Genomic DNA, 25,500 nt, shown 5'->3' on the forward strand with positions numbered 1-25,500 from the left:
CGGTTTGCAACGGCGTCTTGGCAATTTTTCAAGTAAGCTTGCTTGGCGCATAAGCAGCTTTCTTTACCGACATCCACCCTGAAAGGAGCGTCATTTCGTTCATGCCTCTCCGTGACCCGCTTGTTTCCTTCCTCGTCCCGCGTTCCGACGCGCCCGCCCTTCCTTTCTCCGGAGGCGGCCATGCAGCGTGACAGCCTGTACCACAAAGTCTTCCTGCTGCTGCTGCTGCTGGTCAGCCTGGCATTCGGCTGGATCCTCTGGCCTTTCTACGGCGCGGTGTTCTGGGCGATGGTGCTGGCCATCCTGTTCGCGCCCTTTCATCGGCGCATGCTGGCGTCGCTGCATTCCCGGAAAAATCTGGCTGCCATTGCGACGCTGCTGCTGTGCCTGGTGATCGTCATCCTGCCGCTGACCTTCATCACCAGTGCGCTGGTGCAGGAAGGCGTGACGGTCTACAACAGGATCCGGAGCGGGCAGATCGACTTCGGCGTGTATCTGCAGCAGATCATGAATGCGCTGCCCTCCTGGCTGGTGAACATCCTGGACCGCTTCGGCATGACCACCATGGTCAGCCTGCGCGACAAGCTCTCCGCCGGCGCCCAGCAGGGCAGCCAGGAGATTGCCAAGCAGGCGTTGAGCATCGGGCAGAACACCTTCGATTTCCTGGTCAGCTTCGGCATCATGCTCTACCTGCTGTTCTTCCTGCTGCGCGACGGCCGCGAGCTGGCCGAACGCATCCGCCAGGCGGTACCGCTGCACGCCCGCCACAAGGATTACCTGCTTAAAAAGTTCACCACCGTCATCCGCGCCACGGTGAAGGGCAACATCGTGGTGGCGGCGGTGCAGGGCGCGCTCGGCGGCGTCATGTTCTGGATCCTGGGTATCCAGGGGGCACTGCTGTGGGCGGTGCTGATGGCTTTTCTCTCGCTGCTCCCGGCGGTCGGCGCCGGCCTGGTGTGGCTGCCGGTGGCAATCTACTTCCTGCTCACCGGCTCCATCTGGCAGGGCGTGGTGCTGATCGCCTTTGGCGTGCTGGTGATCGGCCTGGTCGACAATATCCTGCGTCCGCTGCTGGTCGGCAAGGATACGCAGATGCCCGACTACATCGTGCTGCTGTCCACGGTGGGCGGCATGGCGCTGTTCGGCCTGAACGGCTTCGTCATCGGCCCCGTGATCGCGGCGCTGTTCATCGCGGTATGGGACCTGTTTTCTCGGGCGGAGGAAGTGCACGAGGAGCACTAGCACCCGTGCACGGGGCACAGCAATCGCATTTCCATCCATCGCATGGCTTACGCCCGGACCGCCATGCACGCAATTGACGGTCACCATGATCCACCGACAGCGGAAAATGCGACACCGCCAAGGCAATCAGCGAGCAACTGCATCCACACCTTGATTTGCCAGGATGACGGCTTATCGCTTCGAGGCGGCTTCACGAAACTGGCTGGCATCTACACCGGGCATTGCAATGCAGCTGGTGCTGTAAATCTCGGTATCGCTTGAATTCACCATACGTACCGGACATCTCCCACTTCGCCGCTGGAATGGTTAACTCGAAAGAAAATTTGCCATGTGGAGCAAAGCATCTTTTGCATTTATTGAATCCGGCAGCGCAAGCAACCCAGTGCTAGGCTCAATCCGATCCGCTTCGGCGCAACCGCTGCTTGCCTTGCTGCCACACCCTGTAGAGTCTGCCTTTACCCCGCCCCCCAATTTGTCGCCTGGGATCATTCAGGCTATTGAACGGGCATGGGCTCAACCCGCCGCCTCTAGGCTAACGCCACCCACTCTCAAGGCGCCAACAAGCGTGGCGCGAATCCTCGCCGTCCTGCTGAACATTTCGGGCCGATCGGAGCCCGGATTCATCCTGGGCAAGCTAACGGGCGCCATCCCCTGGGACTTGTCGTTTCGCGATTGCCAGATGGCCGACATCGCCCTTGAGAAAGCAAAGCAGCTCAATATCCCGTTACCCATGCTTGAGCAGCAAGATTCACTCACGACCCAACAAAAGCTCGGGCTGATCCGGTTTGCTGCCGGACTGGGAGAACTTCTCACTTCAGATTCCCGGAAACAGCGCGAACAGACTTTTCTGACCATGTTCAAGCAAGTCATGGCCACTGCATTCGGCTCACCCGGTGGCATGAAACAACTTCACCGCCGCTACGCCACCACGGGCAGCAAGCCTGCCCGTAAGAATGCGCAGGGAGGCCGCGCGAGCACCGGCTCCGGAAATCGGGAAACTGCCAAGCGGATTTCCCTGCCCGCCCCCGTTTTCACCTCCTTTACCTCGAGCCAGCCTAGCGAAGCCCCCACGCCGCAGCAGCAGAGCCGAGCGACCCGACTAGTCAACGAGTTCGCCGCCGGCGTTTTCAGCGGCGATATCAAATGGGATATGTCTCGTCTGATGGAAGGCAACCTGCCGGCGCTGTACGAGGCTGGCAAGAAAAAAGTCGACAAGGCAGGCCTGCCGGCACCGCTTGCCACCGTCTGTCTCGACAGGCTCGTCCTGGCCATCTACAACAAGCTTGCTCACGCCGTTCTCGGTGAAAGGTCGGGCAACAAATTTTCCATTCCACTGAAAACTGTTGACGACATCATCAAGGGGATACACCTGATTAGTGCCCGATACGGCGGCGCGGTGCAGTTGTACGGCATACCGATGAACGAAGCAGGTTTCAGCGATCTGGCAAGAAGGTTGTGGCAGGATGCCATCGACGGCGAGATCCAGGCCGCCAGGAGCCGTTCACCCTTCAGGGCGGTGATATTCGATCGCCTAGGCATGCCCCAACCGGTAACGCGGGTTGAAAAGAACGGGCCAGGCTTAGCGTTCGAGCGAAGCGATGGCGCGCCTGGCCGCTTTCATATCGAAACACTGACACTCTATACGCGGGATGGCGGTGCCTGGTTCGGCTACGGCAATCCGCAGGCGAGGCCGCCACGCATCTACCCTATCCCCGGCGGCAGGCAGGAGCTGGTTCCTCCCGGAGGCGACACTCGAAACGTCGCCTGGATGCGGCGGTTGTCCGCGCATGTGATGGCGCAACGCGATGGCGGCGCCCTAGCCGAGGACGCGTTCATACCGCTGCGGGGGCAAGGATTGAGCTTTCCGCAAGGAGGCTCACAGGAATTCAAACCTGCGCAGCCGCTGCAAAGGCCGCCTGCAAACCCGGCAGGCGGCAGCGGTTCCATTGAGGAAGTGGCACAGAAATACGGGGTCACCGCGCACAATGTGCGGCGCCTGATGAACGCCACTGGCATGACTGCCGAACAAGCGGCTTCTTATCTGGCGGCCCAAGTCCTGTTTTCCGGCGGAGGCAGCAGGGCGGACAGGCGCAATGCGAGAAACCAAACCCCTGGCAACACCATTACGGCCATTGAGGCATATGCAAGCGACCAACTCAACAATGCCATCCTCGAGGAGATTCGCCGTGCCTCTTACGAAGTACTGAAAAGTTGGCTGTCAGAAGTCAATGTCGATGAGCTGCCTTGGCCGATTCAGCAGGCACTTCGTGACAATCGCAACTTCGGGTCAGTAATTGATAAGCGACTGCGTAACATTGCGGCCGCCCTCGCGCATTCACGCCCGCTTGATCAGGCAGTCGATGGCCCTATTGAAAAGAAAGAGAATCTTTTCCCTATCGACGTGCGTTCGTCCATTCGATTTGTTTCAATGGAAGCAGCAAATACGGAGCCTTCGAATCCATACGGAAAATTTTATGGCGAAATATTGTTTGCTCCAACGGCCAAATACTCAGAAACGAAGGATCTCCCCCAGGTTATCCATGGTCTTGTGCATGAATTTGGATTTGACAAACCGGGGCACGATTTAATCCACCTCGGGTCTGGAATTGGGGTGGACCCGAAACTCGTACTTCCAGGCACCGCTGCTGGAGTAGATTCAACGACAAGCCTTAATCCATCAAACAAACCAAGTGCAACGTCAGAAGATCAACCGGCAAACTTCAATGGCCTTTTGATAGAGGCAATGGGGTTTGGATTGGCTGCGCAACTGCAGGAGGAAGCGGGCAGCTTCGTCAGGAGCGTATATGACGCATTACCCGTGAAGGATCAAGAGCTGGACCGCCTGCTCGATGGAAGGTCTAAACAGGAAGAACAGCAAGTCAAGTTGCAATTGAAGGTCAATGTAGACTCGGCTTTCGCCGATCTGTGGCAACGCACCGGATATTTTGTAGAGTTCAACGGACTCGTAGACGGAACTGATTATTGGCGGCAGGCAAAAAACCTCGCTGACAATGGCCCCGAAAAAATTGAACCGGACGCAAGGCAGCCAGGTACCTATACCTACTACATGCCGTCAAATATCATTTACGCATTCAAACTGGCATTCAAAGAACTGCTCGCGACGAATCCTCACTTCAGAAAAGAGTTACGGGCCAACTTTGTACGGTATCTCGATTTTGTCAGCAAGCTGAAGGTCATGTACGACAACGGCATCGCGCCGCGCCGGACGTCGATCGATTTGTCCCTGTCAGGCGACAGCACCCGAGCGATGCTGGCGACGGTCATCGGTGGCCTGGAGCAGGTAAAGCGGTTATATCCAGGCATGACAAGCGTCGATGAGTTGATTCGACACTATCAAACGATCATCAAGAAAGGGGACGATAAGTCTCGAGCGAACGTCGATGCTCCACGCTTCAGGTAGACGCTAGATGGACATCGCCCTCTTTCGTGGAAACCCACGAAGAAAGCATGATCCGTTTCTCGGGCAAGCGCAGGAGCCTTAATCGCGTCGCTGGAAGCTCAGGTGATGAGCAGCTTGATTCTAAAGCGTTTCCTTACCTTGTTCGAGTTCACGCTCTGCGCTTCCAATCCTCGTTTTGAATGAACCCTGCCATCGCGGCCCCAGCAGCACAATCCCCAGCGCCCCAGCCAACAACACAATCCCCGCCCACTGCCATCCGCTGACCGTTTCACCCAACAGCAGCGTCCCCGCTGCCAGCCCTACCAGCGGCACGCCTAAACTAAAAGGCGCCACCCGGCTGGCCGCATGCCGCTTGAGCAGCCCGGTCCAGAGCGTATAGGCGAGGATGGTGGCCACCCACCCGAGCGCCGCCACCGCCGCCCAGCTGGATGGCGCGGCGTGCAGCCAGCGCCAGCGCGCTTGCGGCGCATCGAACACCCAGGACAGCAGCATGAAGGGCAGCACCGGCACCATGCTGGTCCAGACCATGAAGCCGAGCACATTGAATTCGGGTGTGGCGCGCTGCGCCTTGCGCACCACGATATTCGAGACCGCCCACATCGCCGCCGCGCCGAGGCTGAGCAGGAAGCCGAGCGGCGTGGTGGCCTGGGTCGCGCCGGCGCCGGGCGCGAGGTAGTTGGCGGCGAAGCAGCCTAGGCCGACGGCGGCCAGCACCAGGCCGAGTTGCAGCGGCCGGCCGACATGCTCGCGCAGGAACAGAAATCCAAGCAGGGCGGTGAAGAACACCTGGGTCTGCACCAGCACCGAGGCCAGGGCCGCCGTCATGCCGACCTGCAGCGCCAGGAACAGCAGGCCGAACTGGCCCACGCCCTGGCACAGGCCATAGAGCGCAAGCCACTTCGGCGGCATGCGCGGCGGCCGCACCAGCAGGGCCAGCGGCAGGAAGGCGAAGACATAGCGCGCGGCGCCGAGCTGCATCGGCGTGAAGTCGCGCAGCGCCAGCTTCATGGCGACGAAGTTCAAGCCCCAGATCAGGACGATGCCGATGGCGGCGCCGTAGTCGCGCAGCCCGAAGGGTGCGGGCGACGGCGCCCTCATTGGAGGGCCACGCTGCCGTGTCCCGTATCCTGGCCGGCGATGGTGGCCAGCAGGGCCAGGAGTCGGCGGGTATCGGCCGGCTTGACCAGGTGGTGGTCGAAGCCGGCGTGGCGCGAGCGGTCCCGATCCTGCGATTGGCCATAGCCGGTCAAGGCGATCAGCGTCGCCGAAGCCGTCTGCGATGTGGCGCGCAAGCGCTTCGCCAGTTCGTAGCCGTCCATGTCGGGCAGGCCGATATCGAGCATGAAGACCTGCGGCGGCCTTGCGCGCGCCGCGGCGAGGGCGCTGCCGGCATCGTAGTGGGTCTCGACTTCGTGGCCCGCGGCCTCGAGCAGCATCGCGAGGCTTTGCGCCGCATCGACATTGTCGTCGACCACCATCAGCCGCATGCCTGGCATCGGCGGAGGCAGCACGGGCGCATCCGGCGGCGTTGCTGCTAGTGCCTGCTCCTGGGTAGCCGCCAGGCGCGGCAGCGTGATCAGGAATTCACTGCCGGCGCCGGGCCCGTCGCTGCGGGCGGTGATGCCGCCGCCGTGCAGTTCCACCAGGCTCTTCACCAGCGCAAGGCCGAGACCGAGGCCGCCCTGGGAGCGGTCCGGGGAGCGCTCGGCCTGCGTGAACAGTTCGAACACATGCGGCAGCAGCTCCGGCGCAATGCCGATGCCGTTGTCGCTCACCGCGACATTCACCCGCTCCGGCGTGGCCGTCAGCTGCAGCCGGAGGCGGCCGGCTTCCGGCGTGTACTTGGCGGCATTGTTGAGGACGTTGGCGATCACCTGCACCAGCCGCGTGGCGTCGCCCTCCACCTGCGCCGGTTCCGACGGCAGCCCGACCTGCAGCACATGCCGGCGCGCCTCCATCAGCGGCCTGACCTGCTCCAGCGCGTCCTTGACCACGTCGGCCACGTTCAGGGGCTTGCGGTCGAGCGTCACCAGGCCGCGGGTGACGCGCGACACGTCGAGCAGGTCGTCCAGCAGTTCGGTCATGTGCTGCACCTGGCGCGCGATGATGTCGCTGGTATGGCGCAGCCGCTGCTGGTCCATCTGGGTTAGCTTCAGCAGCTGGGCGGCAGTGCTGATCGGCGCCAGCGGATTGCGCAGCTCGTGCGCCAGCATGGCGAGAAATTCGTCCTTGCGGCGGTCGGCGATGCGCAGCTCTTCCTCGGCGCGGCGGCGTTCGCTGATGTCGAGCGAAATGCCGCGCATGGCGCGGACCCTGCCCTCGGCATCGCACACCGCCTTGCCGCGCACCTCCACCCAGATCTGCTGATGATTGTCGGGCCGGATCATGCGCACCGTGCAGTGAAACTGGCCGCTGCCAGTGCGTGCCTGCTCGATCGCTTCCTGCAGCGGCTTGACATCGTCCGCATGCACCAGCCGCATGCCGGCCGGCGCGTGGTTCCAGGATGTGCCGAAGATCTCGACCGCGTTGGCGGAAAACGCGATTGCATCGGTGTCCAGGTTCCAGTCCCAGACCGCCATGCGGGCGGCAACCATGCCCTCGCGCAGGCGCTCTTCGCTTTCACGGGCGCTGCGCTCGGCGTTCTCCAGGGGCGAGACATCGGTGTTGGTGCCGAACCATTGCACGATGCGGCCGTCGGCATCGCGCAAGGGCGCGGACGACGCAAAGAAGGAGCGGTACTCGCCATCGGCGCCGCGCAGCGGGAAGCGGGTCTGGAACGGCGTGCCGGTATGCAGGCTGTGCGCGATCTGGGCCTGCACGCGCGGCAGGACGTCGGGCGGCACCAATCGCTGCCAGCCGTTTTCCTTCACTTCTTCAAGTGTGGTGCCGGTGTACTCATGCCAGCGCTGGTTGACCCAATGGATGCGGCCCTCGGAATCGGCGATCCAGGCGAGCTGAGGAATGGTATTGGCCAGCAGGCGCAGCTTCTCCTGCTCGGCCAGCAGCTGCGCATGCTGCTCGTGAAGCCGGTCGAGCATGTGATTGATGGCGAGCGCCAGGCTGGAGACTTCATTGCTGCCGCCGGGCATGGCGCGCTCCGCGCTGAATCCGCTTTGCACCACCCGGCGCGCGAATGCATCGAGCCGCTGCAGATCGTCGGTGAGATTGAACGACAGACGCACCCCGAGCAGCAGCACGCCGGCCGCCAGCGCCAGGGCGACGAGCAGAATCGCCGCATATTGCGGCGCCAGGCTTTGCAAGGGCAGCGCCCGCTGAATCTCGCTCACGGCGAAGCCGAGCGGCTGAAATGCCGGCGGAGCAGGCACCGCCGCCGATGCGCCAGAGACGCCGGCCGCCGGTGCGCCGCGCCATGAGAGCCGGGTTTCAGGCGCCGGTTGCAGGTCGTGCAGTGCCACCTTGTACAGCAGCGCGCCTTCCGGCGACCGGGTGCGCGAATAGCCGAGCATCTCCACCCCGAGCAGCTGCATGCCTTGTTCGCCGCCGAGCACAGTGACCGCCGGCTGGCCGTTGTCGAGCTGCCGGCGCAGCCATGCCAGCTCCGGCGCCGTGAAGCGGGCGGCGCCGTTGTCGGCGATCGCCGTGCCCTCGAAATCGGTGAACAGGATCTGGATCGGCACCGCGTTGACCTGGCGTATGCCGTTGAGGTACGGCGCCAGGTAAGTCTCGCGTCCGGCGCTGTCGACCAGGCCGGTGGCGAGGATGCTGCTGCCGGCCACTTCGGCGACACGGTTAGCGATGCCGCGCAGGTTGGTGGCGACGGCGGCGGCGTGGAAGTCGGCCTGGCGCTGCAGCAGCGCCCGCTCGGCTTCCAGATGCTGGCGGCTCACCAGCCACCAGGAAGCGACCGCGGTGAGCAATAGCGCGATGGTGGCCAGCGACGCGGCGGCGACGGCGAAGCGCCGGGCCAGGCTGCCTTGGGCGGGAATGATGAAACGCATGGCGGCTTACTTCAGCGGCACCAGCACGCCGTCGGCGCGATAGCGCGCCATCAGCAGTTCCTGGACGCCGAGCGCTTCGTGGCGGCCGGGCGCGAAGGGCGGGCGGTAATGCTTGATCAGGCCGCGATGTTCGGGGACCCGTTCCAGCGCCTTGCGCACCGCATCGCGCTCGGTGGAGCCGGCGAGATCGATGGCTTTGGCCAAGATATGCATCATGTCATACGCATGGGCCGCGCCCACCGGCCCCTGGATGTCTTCGATGCGGCGCACGTTCGACACCTTCGATGCCGACTGCAGGAAACGCTCCACCCTTTTCGGGTCGGCATTGAAGAAGCTGAAGGTCTGGATCACCGAGAAATCCACCTGCTGCAAGGCCGGGCCGGCCTGCTGCACGAATTCTCCGCCGGTCACGCCCCAGTGGCTGATGATGGGCAGGCGCTGTTCCGGCGGCAGTGCCGCCACTTCCTTCACCAGCACCGCCGCCTCGTCGTCGTTGGCCACCAGCACGATGGCCTTGGCGCCGGCGGCGCGCAGCTTCTCGTACTTGTCGATCAGGGAGGTGTCGCGCCAGTTGTACCAGCGGGTGCCGACCAGGCGCGGCGAGTTCACGCCGGCGAAGAATTTCTCCGCCGCGGCCAGATTGCTGCGCCCCCAGGAGGTATTGGTGAGCAGCAGGCCGACTTCGCCAAAGCCGCGCTGCGCCGCGCTCTTCAGCATGGCCGGCATTGCCAGGCTGTCGCGCAGGGAGAGCCGGAAGATGTAGTTCGGCTGCATGCCGTTGTCGACGATGATGTCGGCCGAGGACCAGACTGCCATGAACAGCACGCGGGTGCGCTTGAGTGCGGGCAGCTCCTCGATCACCACCGGGCTGAAGCGGCCGCCGAATACCGCCACCAGACCCGGCATGGAAGCGAATTCCTCGATATTGCGAATGCCGCGCGCCGGCATGGAACGATGGTCGCGCACCACGATCTCGATCGGACGCCCGCCGAGCACACCGCCGCCGACATTGATTTCCGCGACGGCGGCGCGCAGGCCGAGTTCCACCGCCTGTGCCGAGGTGCTGTTGGCCAGCCCGAATTCGCCGTCAATGCCGACCAGCACCGGCTGCGAGCTTCCACCGCCGGCCGGCGCCGCGCCGGCGCTGCCGGCCGCCAGCCACAGGCCCAGCATGCCCACAGACAGCATCCGAACCAGAAATGGCATCATGCCACCCCGCTTGCTTGAAAACCGCATGAATCTCCTTGCCTCATTGATTTGATTGCCGTACCCATGGCGTCAATTGCGGCGCGCCAGCCATTGCTCGAGGAATTGAACGCAGGCACTTACCTTGGCCGACGTCGTCAGGCGCGATGGATAAACCGCCCACACATCCGCCTCTTGTTCGTACTGCGGCAATATATGCATCAGGTCGCCGCGCGCGATGCTTGGTTCCACGTCCCAGCGGGAACGAAGGATGATGCCATGCCCGTCTCGCGCCCACTGGTGCACGATCTCGCCATTATTGGCCGACAGCGGCCCGCTGACTTTCACGCTCTCGATGCCGTTCGGCCCCTTCAGGCGCCAGCGGCCGAAATCCTGGTCGCGTTCGCGGATGACGATGCAGCGATGCTGCGAGAGGTCCTGCAGCGTGGCCGGCATACCGGCCGCCTTCAGATAGGCAGGGGAAGCGCAGAGGATGCGGGCATTGCGGGCGATGCGGCGCGCGATCATGTCCGGTTCCTGCACCTGGCCGAGCCGGATGTCGAGATGGAAGCCCTCGCCCGCCAGATCGACCCGCCGGTCGAGCAGCTCGAGCTGGATTTCCAGCTCCGGATACTGCCGCGCCAGGGTCGACAGCGCCGGCGCCAGGTGGTTGCGGCCGAAGCCGGAACTGCTGCACAGGCGCAGCAGGCCGCGCACGGACTGGCGGGTATGGCTGACCGCATCCGTCATGCCGTCCACATCCTCCAGGATGCGCTGCGCCCATTGCAGCACCACCTGGCCGTTTTCCGTCAGGCTGACGCTGCGCGTGGTCCGATGCAGCAAGGTAACGCCGAGGGATTTTTCCAGGACCGCGATGCGCTTGCTGACGAAGGCCTTGGACATGCCGAGTTCCAGCGCCGAGGCGGCAAAGCTGGCTTTGCGCGACACCACGGAAAACAGGCGCAAATCCTCGAGCGATGGCGTATTGTTCACGGCGCGTAGTCATTGATGTCACGAATCAATGGATTATACGTGCGCTGTAGGCAGTATGATGGATACTTGAACAATTCATTGGAATGCGCACCCGCTGGCGCGCTTCCCACACTAACAAGACGGAAGACAGAATGGCAAAGACTCACAAGATAGCGGTCATCGCCGGCGACGGCATCGGCAAGGAAGTGATGCCGGAAGGCTTGCGCGTGGTGGAAGCGGCGGCGCGCCGCTTCGGCATTAGCCTGGAATTCACCACCTTCGACTGGGCGCATTGCGATTACTACGTCCAGCACGGCAAGATGATGCCGGACGACTGGTTCGAGCAGCTCAAGGGCTTCGAGGCGGTGTTCTTCGGCGCGGTCGGCTGGCCGGAGAAGGTGCCCGACCATATCTCGCTGTGGGGTTCCCTGCTGAAATTCCGCCGCGACTTCGACCAGTACGTGAACCTGCGCCCGGTGCGCCTGATGCCCGGCGTGCCCTGCCCGCTGGCCAACAAGAAACCGGGCGACATCGACTTCTACGTGGTGCGCGAGAACACCGAAGGCGAGTACTCCTCCGTCGGCGGCAAGATGTTCGAAGGCACCGACCGTGAGCTCGTCCTGCAGGAAGCCGTGTTCACCCGCAAGGGCGTGGACCGCATCCTGAAGTACGCCTTCGACCTGGCGCAGAGCCGGCCGAAGAAGCACCTGACGTCCGCCACCAAGTCCAACGGCATCTCGATCTCCATGCCCTACTGGGACGAGCGCGTGGCGGAGATGGGCAAAACCTATCCGGACGTGAAGTGGGACAAGTACCACATCGACATCCTTACCGCTCGCTTCGTGCTGAGCCCGGAACGCTTCGACGTGGTGGTGGCTTCCAACCTGTTCGGCGACATCCTTTCGGACCTCGGTCCGGCCTGCGCCGGCACCATCGGCATCGCGCCGTCGGCCAACCTGAACCCGGACCGCACCCTGCCGTCGCTGTTCGAGCCGGTGCATGGCTCCGCGCCCGACATTTTCGGCAAGAACATCGCCAATCCGATCGCCATGATCTGGTCCGGCGCGATGATGCTGGACTTCCTCGGCCAGGGCGACGCCAACTACCGCGCCGCGCATGACGCCATCGTCGCCGCCATCGAGAAATCGCTGGTGGAAGGCCCGCGCACGCCGGACCTGGGCGGCAACGGCAACACCACCGACGTTGGCAAGGCCATCGCCGCGCTGATCTAAGCCGCCTCACGGCGGAGCTTACGCGATCAGGGTACACTCCGGTCCTTCATCGAAGGACCGCGAGGAACGCCATGACTCAGCCCGCCGACATTTCCTGGACCGAGGAGGGAGAACCTCGCTCGGCTCGCTGGCGCTCGGAAAGCATGGCGCCGCCGAAGCGCATCGTGCCGGCCGACGACCGCCTCGATGCCGACGCCGCCTACCGCCTCGCCTGCGAAGGCACCGGCCTGCTGTGGCGCGGCGACTACCACAACGCCCGCCAGCTGCTGCAGGCCCTGGGCCGGCGCATCGACCGCAAGCGGCGCGGCAAAGCGGCGCCGAAGCCGCCCGCCTCTCCCCTTGATGCCTTCAATCTGCACCGCCAGGCGCAGGCGCAGCGCGCCCGCGTGCTCGGCATGCTGCTGCTTCCCTTCGAGGGCGACTACGCCATTCCGCTGCGCCGCGCGCCCGATGTGCGCCAGGCGTGCCTCGAAGCCTGGGGACCGGCCCCGGGCCAAGCTTTCGTGGCCACGCTGCGCGAACTGCTGGGCGTCATCGGCGCGCATGAGTGGCGCAAGAAGGGCGTGGAGATACCGGCGCTGGGCGCGCGCATCCATCCGCACTACGGCGTGTTCTCGCCGGTGCGCGGCGAATACATCGAACTGGTGGCCAAGGCGCCGCTGCCGCGCGACACCTCGCTCGCCTTCGACATCGGCGCCGGCACCGGCGTGCTGTCGGCATTGCTGGCCCGGCGCGGCATCGGCAGGGTGGTGGGCACCGATCAGGACGACCGGGCGCTGGCCTGCGCCGGCGAAAACATCTCACGGCTCGGTCTTGGCGATCGGGTTGACATCATTCGCGCCGACCTGTTTCCGGCAGGCCGGGCGCCGCTGGTGGTGTGCAATCCGCCCTGGCTGCCGGCGCGGCCGAGCAGCGGCATCGAGCATGCGGTGTACGATCCCGACAGCCGCATGCTGCTCGGCTTCCTGAATGGCCTGGCGGAACATCTCGCGCCGGACGGCGAAGGCTGGCTGATCCTGTCGGACCTGGCGGAGCTGCTCGGCATGCGCTCGCGCGAGCAATTGCTGGCCGCAATCGACGCGGCCGGACTGGAGGTGGCGGGCCGGCTCGATGCCCGGCCCACCCACGGCAAGGCCTTCGACCCGGACGATCCGCTGCATGCGGCCCGGTCGAAGGAAGTGACTTCGCTCTGGCGCCTGCGCGCCAAGGGCTGAAATCAATCAGCGGCGGTCGCTGCGCGGCGCATCGGTTTGCCGTGCCTGCTGATCCCCTTGCGGCTGCGGCGGGCCGCCGGCCGCATCCCTGACCTGGCGCTGCAGCTGGTCGCCATGCTTCTTGATCTCTTCCTCGGCCGGCTGGGCCACCTGCCTGTCGTCGTGCTTGCGTTCCATCTCGCGCTCCAGTGATGCATCCGCAACTATGATCCGGCGCCCCGGCCATGGTTCATGCCATGGCCATGGGAGGGCGCCATCGCCATTCGATCGCGTTTCATCCTGAATACAACGCGGATCGACGAAGCTTGCGCTGCGCGCTTGCCGGCCGGATAGGCCGGCGGCAATATCGAGACGTTTTCGCGCCCGGTTCGCGCCGAGCGGCGCGCATTCACTGCCCATGGTTCGTTGCGCTTGTTCCTTCCGGAGGCCGCTTGATCCAATCGCATGCGAGGCGCTTTACCCTTACACGGCTGAAACTGAACCGCCTGCCGCTATGGCTGATGTTTGCCGTCGGCCTCCTGATCGGCGCCATCGGCCATGGCGGCTACCGCGCCCGCAGCGAATTGCTGGCATTGCAGATCGTCGAGCAGCACCGCCTCGGCGACACCCTGCCCCGCGCCGCCCGGGTCCTTGCGAGGTCGCAGCAAAGCTTTGGCATGCTGCAGCGTCGGAGCGCCGAGCGTGCCGACGCGCTGCTGGATAATGAACTGCAGCGCCTGCGTCCGACCTACCAGGATCGCTGGAACCGTTTCCTCGCGCAAACCTATGCCGCGCACTTCAGCGGCGATGAGCTGCGCTCGCTCGCTGAACAGCAGGACGCCTCGCCCTATTTCCTCAAGTTCGTCGCCAGCAGGAACCTGGTCATCGACGGCATGACGCAGCGCGCTGCGGCATTGCTCGACGACTACGCCATGCATGCGGCGGAAGCCGCACTGGCGCATGCCGGCGCCGACCGCTGAACCGCCTTTCCTCACCTCATCTTGCGCCGCTGCGCTGAACTGCCGGCGGTTTTGCGCATCCATCTGCAGGTTGGCCATATGCAAAGGAGAAGCGATGGACAGGTTCAGGGACAAGGTGGTGATCGTGACCGGAGCAGGTTCCGGCATCGGCGAGGCCACGGCGCGCCGCTTCGCCGCCGAAGGCGCCAGCGTGGTGCTGGCCGGGCGCACGGCGGACAAGCTGGAGCGAGTGGCGCGCAGCCTGCCGGCCGAGCGCGCGCTGGTGTGCGCAACCGATGTGGCGCGGCTCGATCAGGTGGAGCGGATGATGCAGGCGACGCTGCAGCGCTTCGGCCGGCTCGACGTGCTGGTGAACAATGCCGGCGTGGCGCCGGAAGGCTACATCACCGATGCCAGCGTCGATGATTGGAAGGAAGTCATGGCGGTGGATCTCGACGGCGTGTTCTACTGCTGCCGCTGCGCCATCCCCGAGTTGAAGAAGACGCGCGGCAGCATCATCAACGTGTCTTCCGTATCCGGCCTCGGCGGCGACTGGCGCCTGAGCTTCTACAACGCCGCCAAGGGCGCGGTGACCAATTTCACGCGGGCGCTGGCGATGGACCATGGCATCGACGGCATCCGCGTCAATGCCGTCTGCCCCAGCCTGACGCGCACGCCGCTGACTGAGGACATGTACCGCGAGCCGGAACTGATGGCCAAGTTCAACGAGCGCATTCCGATGGGACGCGGCGCCGAACCGGAGGAAGTGGCGGACGTCATTGCCTTTCTCGCCAGCCATGACGCCCGCTTCGTCAACGGCGTCAACCTGCCCATCGACGGCGGTTTGACCGCATCCAATGGACAGCCGCCGATGTCCTGAAAACGGCAGGGGGCGCCCGCCGTGGGTGAATTCGTCACACGCTTTCGGAGAACGCTTCCAGCCCGAAGGCGGTGCGCGGCAGGTCGGCCAGCGTGCGCACCTGGTTGCGCCCGCTGCGCTTGGCGAGGTAGAGCGCCTTGTCGGCCGCATCCATCAGTTCGCCCAGGCTGGTGATGGTGCTGCTGATGACGCTCACGCCGATGCTGACGGTGTAGCGCAGGTCCGCGCCGCCGACATTGATCGATTGCATCTCCACCACCTTGCGGATGCGCTCGGCGATGTCCACCGCCTCGTCCATCCAGGTCGACGGCAGCAGCACCGCGAATTCCTCGCCGCCGACGCGCGCCACCACGTCGATGCCGCGCACCGACTGGGTCAGGATCAGCGCCAGCTTCTGCAGCACCGTGTCGCCCATCGCATGGCCATGGTCGTCGTTGATCTGCTTGAAGTGGTCGGCATCGATCAGCAGCAGCGAAATCGGGCGCGGCACCCGCTGGTGCCGTCGCAGCTCCAGCTCCGCCGCCTCGAAGAAGGCGCGGCGGTTGGCGATGCCGGTGAGATGGTCGCAGGAGATGGAATGCAGCAAGCTCTCGGCGGACTTGCGCTTCTCGGTGATGTCGCGAACGATCAGCGCATAGCCGCTCGAGATCAGGGAGCCGTCGTCGGCGGTCTTTTGCTGCAGCGGGGTGATCATGCTGCTGCCCCAGAAGCGGCTGCCGTCGGCGCGCAGGTGCCAGCCTTCATCCAGGCTCCAGCCGTTGGCATCGGCCTCGCGCAGGCGGTCAAGCACCCGGTCGGCGGTCATGCAATCGCCCGGATACAGCACGGCAACGTTATGGCCGCAGACATCCTGCGCCGTCAGACCGGTGAGGCGGCCGATGCTGGGGTTCCATTCGCTGACATCGCCCTTGGCGTCCAGGGTGATGAGCGCATAGTCCGCCACGCCGACCATCACCGCGTTGAACCAGGCTTCGTTCTGGCGCAGCATGCGCTCGCGCTTGACGGCGAGCGACACGTCGGAAATCACGACCATCAGCCGCTTCGGATCCAGCTTGACCAGGGTGATCGACAGCACCTGCGCATCCTCGCGGCCGGGCACGCCGGCCGATACCTGCAGCCGGTAGCCTTCGCATATGGTGCCGCGCGGTGGCTGGAAGGAGACCGCCATGTAGCGCAGTTCCGGCGCGATCGGTTCCAGCGTGTCGAACAGGTTGGACAGGCCGTCCCCCTGGCGCGCCAGCGGCATCAGCAGCTGCGCCGACAGCGGGTTGAGCATGGTGACGCGCCCGTCGAGCGTCATCTGCACCAAGCCCACGGGGGCCAGGTACAGGAACTGGAGCAGCGCCTCGTGCGCGTCGTGAAGCTCGGTATGGTCGCTCAACGAAAGCTCCTCAGCAGCGGTGCAGCAGCAGATAGCGCAGCGGCAGGCCGGGCCTGGCCATCATGCGCAGCTTGACCAGGGTCGGACGCATCCTGAGCGTGAGAACATAGTCGATGGCCTCGTCCAGCTCGCGGCCATGGACCAGGGCATCCTCGTACTTCTGCGCCACCATGTAGTTGTTCATGCAGGGCGCCACCACGGTGAACAGATGCATGCCCACCACCTTTTCCACCGACAGGCCGGAGTAGCGCGATTCAGTGGCGTTGTAGAAGCGCACGATGCCCTCGTCGTCGAAGCCGATGACCCCGAACTCCAGCCGGTCGAGCTGCTGCAGGCTGGCGCCGGCGATCTGGTCCAGGCTGTGGATGTCGGCGAAGTCGAGAGTAGTCATCGTTATCCTTTTTGTCGTTGATGGCGCACCGAAAAAGCGGCGGTCCCGAGATTTCTTTCGGGAAACGGTCACAGAATACGTCATGTCCTGCAGGAAACTTTGAGAAAGCTCAGAACTTGGCGCGATTGAGAGCGAAGGTTGGTTACATACTGGCACTGCCGGGGCTGGACAGATTTGAAGATGACAAAAGGCCAAGAAAGCGCGAGTCGAACCGGGGGAATTTCATAATCGCGCCCGCTAATTGATTCCGCTTAAATCCGTTTCATTTTGTCAGCTCCCGCGCCGACGATCAGGCATGCTTGCCTGCAGAAGATGATTGAGCGCCATCAACAAGCGACGGGGGCGAGACGAAATGGCGTTGAGTGAACACAAGGAGCTGGAGATCTACCGCCGGGTATTTCACGCCTCGCCCGATTACATCGCCTTCAGCCGCCTCTCCGATGGCACCTTCATCGACGTCAATCCCGGCTTCGAGCGCCTGCTCGGATTTCGCCGCGAGCAGGTCGTCGGCCGCACTTCCTTCGACGTCGGCATCTGGCCGGACGGGGAGGAACAGCAGCGCATCCGCTATGCCGAGCTGCTGCGCCGCGACGGCATGGTGAAGGATTATCCCGGCCGGCTGCGCACCGCCGACGGCCGCATCATCGAGGTCGAGGCATCGGCCAATGTGGTGTCCATCGACGGCGAGCAGATCCTGATCGCCATCGTGCGCGACGTCACCGAGCGCAAGCGCGCCGAGACGGCGTTGCGGGAGGCGGATCGGCGCAAGGATGAATTCCTGGCGATGCTGGCGCATGAGCTGCGCAATCCGCTGGCGCCGATCAGCATGGCGGCCCGCCTGCTGACGCTGGCGCCGCTGGATGCGTCGCGGGTGCAGCATGCGAGCCAGGTGATCGCGCGCCAAGCCTCGCACATGGCCAGCCTGGTCGACGACCTGCTCGACGTATCGCGCGTCACGCGCGGCCTGGTCACCCTGCGCAAGGAAACCATGGACCTGAAGAGCGCCGTGTCAGACGCGGCGGAGCAGGCTCGCGCGCTGATCGAAAACCGGCGCCACCATCTCTGCCTGGAACTGGACCCGCAACCGGCGCTGGTGCATGCCGACAGGCTGAGGGTGGTGCAAATCGTCGCCAACCTGCTCACCAACGCCGCCAAATACACGCCGGAAGGCGGGCGCATCGCCCTGGCGGTGCAGGTTTTGCCGGACAGGGTGCAGCTGCGGGTGAAGGACAACGGCATCGGCATGGCGCCGGAGCTCATGCCGCACGTCTTTGAGCTGTTCACCCAGGGCGAACGCTCGCCCGATCGTTCGCAGGGCGGCCTCGGGCTCGGCCTGGCATTGGTGAAAAGCCTGGTCGAATTGCACGGCGGCGGCGTCGCCGCCTGCAGCGACGGGCGGGGCGCCGGCAGCGAGTTCAGCGTCTGGCTGCCGCGCGCGGCGAGCGAGGGCAACGTGATGGCCGCCGCTAGCGCCACCGCGTTGCCGCCGGCACGGCCGCTTCGCATCCTGGTGGTGGATGACAATATCGACGCCGCCGAGACGCTGGCGCTGTTCCTGCGCTCCCAGGGGCATGCGGTGCGCACCGCCTATCGTGCCGAGCAGGCGCTGGCCCTGGCGGCGAGCGAACCGCCGGAAGTCTGCATACTCGACATCGGCCTGCCGGAAGTGGACGGCTACCAGCTGGCGCGACGTCTGCGCGAATGCGGGCAGACCTGCGGCGCGACGCTGATTGCATTGACCGGCTATGGCCAGGAATCCGATATGCAGCAATCCCGCGCCGCCGGCTTCGACCGCCATCTGGTCAAGCCAGTCGACACTCGCCTGCTGGCCACGGAGCTGTCCGGGCTGTAGCGCCGCGCCTGGCTTGCCTCCGGCTGGTCCCCCTGCCGGCAACCGCCGGGATGAAAACCGGTCTACCATCCATATATATTCAAAAAGACAGCCATCCCCGTTGGCGCATGGAGACGACATGGAACACGGTTCGAACCGGCAGCAAGAAGCCGCCCTTGGCACCATTGGCATCACCGGCGAGGAGTTCCGCGACGATGACCGCCGCGCCTCCATGCGCCGGCTGCCGGCGGAGCAGTTGAAGGCCCTCACCGCGCTCGACGACCGGCGCTCGGCGCTGGCGCTGGCGCAAACCCTGCTGCTCACCGCCGCCATTCTGGCTGCCGCCGTTGCCTGGTGGTCGCCGTGGGCGGCGCTGGCCGGCGTCTTCCTGATTGCCACCCAGCAGCATGCGATGTTCGTGCTCGCGCACGAGGCGGCGCATTACCGCCTGTTCAGCAATCGCCGCCTCAACGATCTCGTCGGCCGTGCCATCGGCTGCTCCGCCGGCATCTCGATGTGCGCCTACCGCGTCATCCATCGCCTGCACCACAATCATCTCTACGGCCCCCAGGATCCGGACATTGCGCTGCATGGCGGCTATCCGCGCGGCAAGGCTTATCTGCTGAAGAAGGTGGCCACCGACCTGGCGGGACTGACCGCCTGGAAAACGCTGAAATACTTTTTCGGCGCCCCGGCAGCCAATGCCGAAACCCGCCAGGCGCAGCGGCCGCTGGACGATACCTCGCCGGCGCTAAGGCAGGCGGCGCTGCGCGACCGCTGGGGCGTGCTCGCCACCCAGGCCGTCTTGCCGGTGGCGGTATGGGCCATCGGCGGCCCGGGCGCCCTGTTGAAGTATGCGGTGCTGTGGGTGCTGCCGGCGCTCACCGTGCTGCAGGCCATCCTGCGCCTGCGCGCCATCGCCGAGCATGGCGCGCCCGCCGGCTACGCCTCGCCGCTGACCGCCGCCCGCACCAACCTGCCCGGTCCGCTGCTGCGTCTGCTGCTGTTTCCGCACCACGTCAATTACCATGTCGAACACCATCTGTTCCCGGCCGTGCCGCATTACCACCTGCCGCGCCTGCATCGGGAACTGCGCCGCCTCGGCATGCTGGACGGCGCCGAGGTGCGTTACTTCGGAGACACCTGGAAGCGGGTGTATGCGCCGCGCGCCGCACGGCCGGAGTCGCAGGCCGCCTGACGCTCCGGCGCGAGGTTGATGAAGGGTTGTCGATAGAGGTCAAACGGCGCGCGGGTCAGGATGGTAAGGTTGGCCCAACCATGCACTTGAAGGAAGACCATGTCGATCAGCGTGCAGCAACTCGAACAACTTCTCTCGCGCCTCCAGCATCTGAAGGATGAGCTGGGCCGCAATCGCGCCGAGCCGCAGCGCGAGCTTGCGCAGGACGACCCGCTGGTGCGGATGGCCGACGACTGCGATTTCCTGCTGCCCAGTCCGCTTACCGTACGCAATCTGGCCGAAACGGTGGAGCGCAAGATCGGCAACGTCCACGTGCTGCTGGATCGGGCACGGGAAAACGCCGACATCCCGCAGGACATCCAGGCCGCCGCCGACAACGAGGACATGCTGGTGCAGGAACCCGGCCAGCGCCAGGACGGGCCGCCGCGGGGCGGTCTGTCGGCCTGAGGCGGCCGGCGCGGTCGCGGCCGGACCGGATCAGGCCGACGCCCTTGCCCAGTAATCGATCACCAGGGAACGCGCCAGGCACTCCCCGAGGCGCGCCACGAAGGCCTGATGCGCCGGATGCGTGAGATAGGCATCCCGGTCCTCGGCGCTGGCGAAGCTCAGCGTGAAGCAGTGCGTGAAGCCATCATTCAAGCCTTCCGGGCTGACATTGCTGCCCCATTCGAACTGGCGGATGCCCGGCATGGCCTGCGGCAGGGCGGCGAAACGGCTGACGGTGTCGTTGACCTGCTCGGCGCTGGCTTCCTGCTTGAAGGCGAACAGCACCACATGGCGAAGAACGGCGGGAGATTCCATAACGGTCCAGGCGAGAGTTGAGCGAAGCGGCCGTCCCGCATGGACGCCGCATGCGCAGCATCATGCAGGCAACGGCATCGCGCCTTGCGCGCACGCAGAAGCCGAACGCGCAGATCGTGAAGAATGGAAGCGCAGCCTTGTTTCGCCCGGGAACGAGTTGCTGCCCGAAGGTCTCCATCGGCCCCTATCGCTCTCAATCGCTCTCAATCGCTCTCAATCGGTCTCAATCGGTCTCAATCGGTCTCAATCGGTCTCAATCGGTCTCAATCGGTCTCAATCGGTCTCAATCGCAAAGCTAGCTCAGTGGAAAGGCTGTGTACTCATGAAACTCGGAAAAAGACAAAATGCCGCCTATGTCAGGGAGGAAGGTCCGTTCTCGCAGCGTTCGCTGCTGATGGGCACGGCCGCCGGCGTGGCGGTGTTCATCGGACTGTCGCTGCTGCGGCGCCAGCACAACCTGCCGCGCGACCGCCGCTACGGCGACCGCCTGGTGGAGCGCCGCAATCCGCTCAACCTGTTTCCGCTCGGATCTCATCCGCGCCGGCGCAGGATCGACCTGTCGGGCACGCATCCGCTGTTCGAGCGCCGCGCCTCCGCCTACGAGGCCGGTTGACGCTTCCGTCAATGCCGCTTCGGGCCGCCGGACGATTTCGCCTTGCGCCAGCACGCCCCGATTCCTCTTTCCTCCTTCGCATCTTCCGGGCGGCATTGGCCGCCTCTTCCCCGGCTATACTGTCGGTCCCGAAGACTGTCACCCGTGAAGCGCCGCCGCGGCGCAGGCAAACAAGCAATGATGCAAAAGGCAAGATACGGCTTTCCGCTGGCAGGCGCGTTGCTGGCACTGGGCGCCTGTTCCACCGTCACGCCGCAGGCTGGGTCGGATACGCTGAAGGACGAATTCACCACCACCGACATCTACAGCTACAGCTTCGCCGGCCCGCCCCAGGCCGCATGCGAAGCTGCTCGGCGCGCCCTGCTCAGCCAGGGTTACCTGATCAATGAAGCGCGTCCGGACTCGGTGCGCGGCAACAAGAATTTCCAGCAGGGAAGCGACGAGCACATCAAGATCGAGTTCAACGTCGTGTGCGCGCCCAACAGCAAGGGCAGCAATGCCACGACCGCCTTCGCCAATGCGGTGAAGGACCGTTACTCGCTGAAGAAATCCATCCAGTCGGCCAACCTCGGCGTGAGCGTGCTCGGCTCCCTCTCCCTCCCGCTCGGCACCAGCAACGAGATGATGGTCAAGATCGCCAGCGAGACCATCGCCTCGCGCAAGTTCTATCACGACTTCTTTTCCCTAGTGGACCGCTATCTCGACTTCGACCCGGCGGCGCCGGAAGCGTCGCCCGAGCCCGCCGACACCGGCAAGGCCGCCGATTTCCGCTAGCAAACGCCTCCCGGGGCCGGGCCAGCCCGAGAGAAGTTGGCAACGAAACAAATGCCGTGCCAAATGGTCAAGTACAAGCGACCAGTCGTTTTCCGCCGTTCCGCTCGCTGCCTGGGCAGCGGCCTGGCGCACGAACTCCCCAGTCACCGCGCGCCTTTCCATCCATGCAGCCAATCAAAGAAACGGACCTCAGCAACTGCGACAAGGAACCGATCCACATTCCCGGCATGATTCAGCCGTTCGGCGCGCTGCTGGTGGTGGAGCGGGCGACCTGGCGCATCGTGCAGGCAAGCGACAACCTCCCCGGCATGCTGGGCATGCGCCTCGACGAGGCGCTCGGCGCGCCGCTCGACGCGGTGATCGGCGCCGAAGTGACGCGGCAGCTGCAGACGGTGCTGGAAAAAGGCGAGCTGCATTCGGTGTCGCCGGCGCGCATCCGGCTGCCCGGCAACGGCCGCCTCTACCATCTGCTTTACCACGTCAGCAATCAGCACCTGCTGGCGGAGTTCGAGCCGATCGACATCGATCCGCAGGCCGGCATCACGCCGCTGCAGGGCGACCTGCCGTTCCGCGAGATCGACGAATGCGACAGCCATGAAGCGCTGTGCGCGCTGATGGTCCGCGAGGTGCGGCGCCTGACCGGCTACGACCGGGTGATCGCCTACCGCTTCGACGAGGACTGGCATGGCGTGGTGATCGCCGAAGAGGACAACGGCCGCTATGCGGAATCCTTTCTCGGCCACCACTTCCCCGCTTCCGACATTCCAGTCCCGGCGCGCAAGCTGTTCACCCTGAATCGGCTGCGCATCATTCCGGACATCCATTACCAGCCGGCGGCGTTGGTGCCGCCGCGCACGCCGGGGGATGAGCAGCCGCTGGACATGACCTACTGCCTGCTGCGCAGCGTCTCGCCGATCCACCTCGAATACCTGGCCAACATGGACGTGCGCGCCTCGCTGACGATTTCGCTCATGCATGGCGAACGGTTGTGGGGCATGGTCACTTGCCATCACGCCACGCCCTACAAGCCGGAGCCGGCGGCGCGCCTGCGCTGCAAGGTGCTGGCGGAGCTGGCTTCCTACGCCATCAGCGACATCGACCGCCGGCGCACCACCGCCATCGCCGATCAGCGGCGCCAGGAACTGGCGCGCATTCGCGACTGGCTTGCCAGCCATGACCGCATTCTCGACGGCATGGAGGCCATCGCTTCGCAAGTGCTGACGGCGCTCGACAGCGATACCGTCGCCATCAGCCTGCAGGGCCACCTCATCGAGCTGGGCACGCCGCTGCCGCAGGAAGCGCTGGAACGCATCCGCGCGGCCATGGCGCGCGACGAATCCGCCGAGATCGTCCACACGCGCCACCTCGCCGGTCTGGATGCCAGCCTCTCGGCGGTGGCGCCGCTGGCCAGCGGCGCGCTCTATACCCGGCTGGACAAACATGGCTACCTGCTGGCCCTGCGGCGCGAGATCGTCGAGTCGCGCATCTGGGCCGGCAATCCCAACAAGCCGGTCGATTACGATCCAAAGGCGCGGCTGCATCCGCGCAAATCCTTCGCGCAATGGCAGGAGCAGGTACGCGGGCACACCCGCCGCTGGCGGCCGCTGGACCTGGAAGCGGCAATGGAGTTCAGCCGACTGATCCTGGAGCGGCATGAGCAGCTGGCGCGCCAGCGCTTCGAGAGCGCGCTGCGCATCGAGCGCGACCGCAGCCGCGCCATCCTGGAAACCATGACCGAAGGCTTCATGCTGCTGGCATATGACCTGCGCATCCTGCAGATCAATCCCGAGGGGCTGCGCCTGCTGCCGGAAACGTCCGCCGGCGTCCTCGGTTTGCCGCTGTGGCAGGTCTGGCCGGGAATCGAGCATGGCCCGCTGGGCGAATTCTTCCGCCGCGCGGTCACGCTGCGCATCCCGGCCAGCATGGAGCACGTGCAGGAGCGGGACGGCGCGCCGGCATGGCTCGATGTCCGGGTCTACTGGTCCGGCGACGGCCTGGCGGTGTTCTTCCGCGATGTGACCGAGCGCAAGCGGGCGGAGCAGGCGCTGCGCCGCCTCAACGACACGCTGGAGGAAAGGGTGGCGGAGCGCACCGCCGAACTGGCGCATGCGCATGAACAGCTGCACCAGAGTCAGAAGATGGAAGCGCTGGGCCAGCTCACCGGCGGCATTGCGCACGACTTCAACAACCTGCTGGCCGGCATCGTCAGCAGCCTGGACCTGATGCGCATCCGCCTCGCCCAGGGGCGCCCTGACCACCTGTCGCGCTATATCGAAACCGCCGGCGCCTCGGCGGAAAAGGCGGCGGCGCTGACGCACCGGCTGCTGGCCTTTTCGCGCCGCCAGACGCTGGCGCCCAAGCCGACCGACGTAAATCGCCTGGCATCGTCGCTGCAGGACCTGATCCAGCGCACCGTCGGTCCCGGCATCGAGGTCCGCACCGAACTCGCGCCCGACCTGTGGCTGACGCTGTGCGACCCGAACCAGCTGGAAAACGCGTTGCTGAACCTGGCGATCAACAGCCGCGACGCCATGCCCGGCGGCGGCCTGCTGCGCATCGTCAGCGCCAACGTCGCCGTTCCGCGCGGCCGCGGCAAACGCCGCGCCGCCGCCGGCCAGGAACACGACGCCGATCTGGCGCCGGGCGACTACGTGATGCTGGCGGTGGCCGACAGCGGCTCCGGCATGCCGCCGGAAGTGGCGCGGCGCGCTTTCGAACCCTTCTACACCACCAAGCCCAGCGGCAAGGGCACCGGCCTGGGCCTGGCGATGATCTACAGCTTCGTCACCCAGTCCGGCGGGCAGGCGCGCATCCATTCGGCGCCGGGAGCAGGCACCGAAGTCCGGCTGTACCTGCCGCGACACGCCGGCCAGGATGCCGCCGTCTTGGGCGCCGGCACGGCGGCGGCACCGCTGGCAAGCATGCGCCGGGCCCAGGTGCTGATCGTCGACGACGAACCGGACCTGCGGCTGCTGCTGTCTGAACTGGTGACCGAGCTCGGGCATGACGCGCTGCATGCGCACGACGCCGCTTCGGCAATGCGCTGCCTGCGCGGCCGGCACCGCTTCGATCTGCTGATTACCGACATCGGACTGCCGGGCGGGGTCAGCGGCGCCGAGCTGGCGGCGCAGGCGCGGGCGCTGTTACCCGAACTGAAGATCATCTTCATCACCGGCTACGGCGACAAGACGCCGCTGCTCGACGGCCGGCTGGACCAGCAGGCCAGCGTCATCACCAAGCCGTTCAGCGTGGACGACCTCGCGCGCCAGATCACCGCCATTCTCGACGTCGGCGTCGGCCGATAGCGTCCGATAACGGCCGCCGGCGCCTGATCGGATGGGATGCGCGCGGCCTTCCCGGACCGGCGCTCGGCTCCGCCCTGGGCGGAACGGCCAGCCGCGCCTTGCTTAATCTCATCCGCATGATTTTCCTGCCGAACGCGCTTGTCCTGCTTCATGGCGCCGCGTC

The 25,500-nt window shown here is 65.1% G+C and carries 20 protein-coding genes; 12 read left to right on the forward strand and 8 right to left on the reverse strand.

Annotated elements, in window-relative coordinates:
* Positions 1-180 precede the first annotated feature (180 nt).
* Both CHB88_RS20685 and CHB88_RS20690 read left to right on the forward strand, forming a co-directional pair.
* A complete protein-coding gene (locus tag CHB88_RS20685; protein ID WP_089401246.1) occupies positions 181-1,242 on the forward strand; it encodes an AI-2E family transporter in 1,062 nt (353 codons plus the stop codon).
* A gap of 328 nt (positions 1,243-1,570) precedes the next feature.
* On the forward strand, positions 1,571-4,663 hold the full coding sequence (locus CHB88_RS20690; RefSeq protein ID WP_143131396.1) for a hypothetical protein: 3,093 nt from the start codon (positions 1,571-1,573) through the stop codon (positions 4,661-4,663).
* A gap of 120 nt (positions 4,664-4,783) precedes the next feature.
* Here the strand turns inward: CHB88_RS20690 and CHB88_RS20695 are convergent, their stop codons facing one another.
* Genes CHB88_RS20695 through CHB88_RS20710 form a run of 4 tightly spaced genes read right to left on the reverse strand, consistent with a single transcriptional unit; the run spans position 4,784 to position 10,800 of the window.
* On the reverse strand, positions 4,784-5,761 hold the full coding sequence (locus tag CHB88_RS20695) for an EamA family transporter (RefSeq protein ID WP_089401248.1): 978 nt from the start codon (positions 5,759-5,761) through the stop codon (positions 4,784-4,786).
* Complete coding sequence (locus tag CHB88_RS20700) at positions 5,758-8,622, reverse strand: PAS domain-containing hybrid sensor histidine kinase/response regulator (RefSeq protein WP_089401249.1); 2,865 nt, start codon at positions 8,620-8,622, stop codon at positions 5,758-5,760. Before CHB88_RS20700 ends, CHB88_RS20695 begins: the two co-directional genes overlap by 4 nt.
* 6 nt (positions 8,623-8,628) lie before the next feature.
* Entirely contained in the window at positions 8,629-9,858 is a 1,230-nt protein-coding gene (locus tag CHB88_RS20705; protein WP_217900207.1) for an ABC transporter substrate-binding protein, read from the reverse strand.
* 42 nt (positions 9,859-9,900) lie between these two features.
* Entirely contained in the window at positions 9,901-10,800 is a 900-nt protein-coding gene (locus tag CHB88_RS20710) for a LysR family transcriptional regulator (RefSeq protein ID WP_089401250.1), read from the reverse strand.
* Positions 10,801-10,931: 131 nt separating this feature from the next.
* Here CHB88_RS20710 and CHB88_RS20715 point away from each other — a divergent pair, with 131 nt between their 5' ends.
* On the forward strand, positions 10,932-12,011 hold the full coding sequence (locus tag CHB88_RS20715) for a tartrate dehydrogenase (RefSeq protein WP_089401251.1): 1,080 nt from the start codon (positions 10,932-10,934) through the stop codon (positions 12,009-12,011).
* A 71-nt stretch (positions 12,012-12,082) separates the two neighbouring features.
* Complete coding sequence (locus tag CHB88_RS20720) at positions 12,083-13,225, forward strand: methyltransferase (protein ID WP_089401252.1); 1,143 nt, start codon at positions 12,083-12,085, stop codon at positions 13,223-13,225.
* A 6-nt stretch (positions 13,226-13,231) separates the two neighbouring features.
* Here CHB88_RS20720 and CHB88_RS25275 read toward each other — a convergent pair whose 3' ends face one another.
* Positions 13,232-13,402, reverse strand: a complete 171-nt coding sequence (locus CHB88_RS25275) for a hypothetical protein (RefSeq protein ID WP_176442581.1) — start codon at positions 13,400-13,402, stop codon at positions 13,232-13,234.
* Between the two features lie 254 nt (positions 13,403-13,656).
* Between CHB88_RS25275 and CHB88_RS20725 the strand changes: the two genes are divergently transcribed.
* Positions 13,657-14,184 (forward strand): hypothetical protein, encoded by a 528-nt coding sequence (locus CHB88_RS20725; RefSeq protein WP_143131397.1) that lies wholly within the window; start codon positions 13,657-13,659, stop codon positions 14,182-14,184.
* A 94-nt stretch (positions 14,185-14,278) separates the two neighbouring features.
* Positions 14,279-15,043 (forward strand): meso-2,3-butanediol dehydrogenase, encoded by a 765-nt coding sequence (gene budC, locus CHB88_RS20730; protein WP_089401254.1) that lies wholly within the window; start codon positions 14,279-14,281, stop codon positions 15,041-15,043.
* 34 nt (positions 15,044-15,077) lie between these two features.
* Here the strand turns inward: budC and CHB88_RS20735 are convergent, their stop codons facing one another.
* Both CHB88_RS20735 and CHB88_RS20740 read right to left on the reverse strand, forming a co-directional pair.
* Positions 15,078-16,424 carry a sensor domain-containing diguanylate cyclase gene (locus CHB88_RS20735; protein WP_245845120.1) on the reverse strand — a complete coding sequence of 449 codons (1,347 nt, stop codon included), beginning with the start codon at positions 16,422-16,424 and terminating at the stop codon, positions 15,078-15,080.
* A gap of 10 nt (positions 16,425-16,434) precedes the next feature.
* Positions 16,435-16,815 (reverse strand): PAS domain-containing protein, encoded by a 381-nt coding sequence (locus tag CHB88_RS20740; protein ID WP_089401255.1) that lies wholly within the window; start codon positions 16,813-16,815, stop codon positions 16,435-16,437.
* 358 nt (positions 16,816-17,173) lie between these two features.
* Here CHB88_RS20740 and CHB88_RS20745 point away from each other — a divergent pair, with 358 nt between their 5' ends.
* From CHB88_RS20745 to CHB88_RS20755, 3 genes are all read left to right on the forward strand, one after another.
* On the forward strand, positions 17,174-18,667 hold the full coding sequence (locus CHB88_RS20745; RefSeq protein ID WP_176442582.1) for an ATP-binding protein: 1,494 nt from the start codon (positions 17,174-17,176) through the stop codon (positions 18,665-18,667).
* A gap of 118 nt (positions 18,668-18,785) precedes the next feature.
* Positions 18,786-19,844, forward strand: coding sequence for a fatty acid desaturase family protein (locus tag CHB88_RS20750; RefSeq protein ID WP_245845122.1), 1,059 nt, complete (start codon positions 18,786-18,788; stop codon positions 19,842-19,844).
* A 99-nt stretch (positions 19,845-19,943) separates the two neighbouring features.
* A complete protein-coding gene (locus CHB88_RS20755) occupies positions 19,944-20,291 on the forward strand; it encodes a hypothetical protein (protein WP_089401257.1) in 348 nt (115 codons plus the stop codon).
* A 30-nt stretch (positions 20,292-20,321) separates the two neighbouring features.
* Here the strand turns inward: CHB88_RS20755 and CHB88_RS20760 are convergent, their stop codons facing one another.
* Positions 20,322-20,645, reverse strand: coding sequence for a Dabb family protein (locus CHB88_RS20760; protein ID WP_089401258.1), 324 nt, complete (start codon positions 20,643-20,645; stop codon positions 20,322-20,324).
* 322 nt (positions 20,646-20,967) lie between these two features.
* On the opposite strand from CHB88_RS20760, the gene CHB88_RS20765 reads away from it, so the two are divergent.
* The 3 genes from CHB88_RS20765 (at position 20,968) to CHB88_RS20775 (ending at position 25,337) form a co-directional block, all read left to right on the forward strand.
* On the forward strand, positions 20,968-21,258 hold the full coding sequence (locus CHB88_RS20765; protein WP_089401259.1) for a hypothetical protein: 291 nt from the start codon (positions 20,968-20,970) through the stop codon (positions 21,256-21,258).
* Positions 21,259-21,435: 177 nt separating this feature from the next.
* Positions 21,436-22,032, forward strand: a complete 597-nt coding sequence (locus CHB88_RS20770) for a DUF2242 domain-containing protein (protein ID WP_089401260.1) — start codon at positions 21,436-21,438, stop codon at positions 22,030-22,032.
* A 164-nt stretch (positions 22,033-22,196) separates the two neighbouring features.
* Positions 22,197-25,337, forward strand: a complete 3,141-nt coding sequence (locus CHB88_RS20775) for an ATP-binding protein (protein ID WP_089401261.1) — start codon at positions 22,197-22,199, stop codon at positions 25,335-25,337.
* Positions 25,338-25,500: the final 163 nt, after the last annotated feature.

It is taken from the genome of Noviherbaspirillum humi (genome assembly GCF_900188095.1).
In the GTDB taxonomy this organism is placed as follows: Bacteria; Pseudomonadota; Gammaproteobacteria; order Burkholderiales; family Burkholderiaceae_D; genus Noviherbaspirillum; species Noviherbaspirillum humi.

What these genes read in the sequence shown, in the direction of transcription:
- CHB88_RS20685 (WP_089401246.1), top strand. Translation starts at nt 181, where the DNA reads ATGCAGCGTGACAGCCTGTACCACAAAGTCTTCCTGCTGCTGCTGCTG.
- CHB88_RS20690 (WP_143131396.1), top strand. Translation starts at nt 1,571, where the DNA reads ATGTGGAGCAAAGCATCTTTTGCATTTATTGAATCCGGCAGCGCAAGC.
- CHB88_RS20695 (WP_089401248.1), bottom strand. Translation starts at nt 5,761, where the DNA reads ATGAGGGCGCCGTCGCCCGCACCCTTCGGGCTGCGCGACTACGGCGCC.
- CHB88_RS20700 (WP_089401249.1), bottom strand. Translation starts at nt 8,622, where the DNA reads ATGCGTTTCATCATTCCCGCCCAAGGCAGCCTGGCCCGGCGCTTCGCC.
- CHB88_RS20705 (WP_217900207.1), bottom strand. Translation starts at nt 9,858, where the DNA reads ATGCGGTTTTCAAGCAAGCGGGGTGGCATGATGCCATTTCTGGTTCGG.
- CHB88_RS20715 (WP_089401251.1), top strand. Translation starts at nt 10,932, where the DNA reads ATGGCAAAGACTCACAAGATAGCGGTCATCGCCGGCGACGGCATCGGC.
- CHB88_RS20720 (WP_089401252.1), top strand. Translation starts at nt 12,083, where the DNA reads ATGACTCAGCCCGCCGACATTTCCTGGACCGAGGAGGGAGAACCTCGC.
- CHB88_RS25275 (WP_176442581.1), bottom strand. Translation starts at nt 13,402, where the DNA reads ATGGAACGCAAGCACGACGACAGGCAGGTGGCCCAGCCGGCCGAGGAA.
- budC (WP_089401254.1), top strand. Translation starts at nt 14,279, where the DNA reads ATGGACAGGTTCAGGGACAAGGTGGTGATCGTGACCGGAGCAGGTTCC.
- CHB88_RS20740 (WP_089401255.1), bottom strand. Translation starts at nt 16,815, where the DNA reads ATGACTACTCTCGACTTCGCCGACATCCACAGCCTGGACCAGATCGCC.
- CHB88_RS20750 (WP_245845122.1), top strand. Translation starts at nt 18,786, where the DNA reads ATGGAACACGGTTCGAACCGGCAGCAAGAAGCCGCCCTTGGCACCATT.
- CHB88_RS20755 (WP_089401257.1), top strand. Translation starts at nt 19,944, where the DNA reads ATGTCGATCAGCGTGCAGCAACTCGAACAACTTCTCTCGCGCCTCCAG.
- CHB88_RS20760 (WP_089401258.1), bottom strand. Translation starts at nt 20,645, where the DNA reads ATGGAATCTCCCGCCGTTCTTCGCCATGTGGTGCTGTTCGCCTTCAAG.
- CHB88_RS20765 (WP_089401259.1), top strand. Translation starts at nt 20,968, where the DNA reads ATGAAACTCGGAAAAAGACAAAATGCCGCCTATGTCAGGGAGGAAGGT.
- CHB88_RS20770 (WP_089401260.1), top strand. Translation starts at nt 21,436, where the DNA reads ATGATGCAAAAGGCAAGATACGGCTTTCCGCTGGCAGGCGCGTTGCTG.
- CHB88_RS20775 (WP_089401261.1), top strand. Translation starts at nt 22,197, where the DNA reads ATGCAGCCAATCAAAGAAACGGACCTCAGCAACTGCGACAAGGAACCG.